Origin of the sequence: Pedococcus sp. 2YAF34 (assembly GCF_052114585.1) — a bacterium.
Classification (GTDB): domain Bacteria; phylum Actinomycetota; class Actinomycetes; order Actinomycetales; family Dermatophilaceae; genus Pedococcus.
The window spans coordinates 1-465 of record NZ_JBFRFA010000099.1 but is presented as its reverse complement, the minus strand read 5'-3'; the positions used below and the strand labels follow the sequence as shown (position 1 = coordinate 465).

Annotated in this window: 1 protein-coding gene; it reads left to right on the top strand. The window is 63.9% G+C overall.

From position 1 onward, the window contains the following. On the top strand, nucleotides 1–465 hold a 465-nt coding region (locus tag AB4Z02_RS19055), incomplete at both ends, for an ABC transporter permease subunit (RefSeq protein ID WP_441972933.1).

Genomic DNA, 465 nt, shown 5'->3' with positions numbered 1-465 from the left:
ACCCTGGTCATGCTGGCCATGGCCCTCGTCTTCGTCATCCTCCTCGGAGAGATCGACCTGTCGGCAGGTGTGACCTCCGGTGTCGCGATGTCGATCTTCGTCGTCCTCTCCGATCCGGGCGGACTGGCCATGAACTGGATCCTCGCACTGGTCATCGCCCTCGTCGCGGGTGCGGCGATCGGCTTCTTCATAGGTTTCTTCGTCGCAAAAGTCGGGGTGCCATCATTCGTGGTGACGCTGGGCCTGTTCCTCGGATTGCAGGGCCTCCAGCTGATCATCATCGGAGCCGGTGGTCTCTACCGCATCCAGCAGGATGAGGTTCTCGCGATCCAGAACAGCAACATGCCTCCCTGGGCCGGCTGGACCCTGCTGGTGATCATCCTCATCATCACGGCGGCGCAGGCGTTCATCGACCGTCGCCGGCGCGCGCGGGCCGGCGTACCCAGCCGCACCATCGTCCTGCTC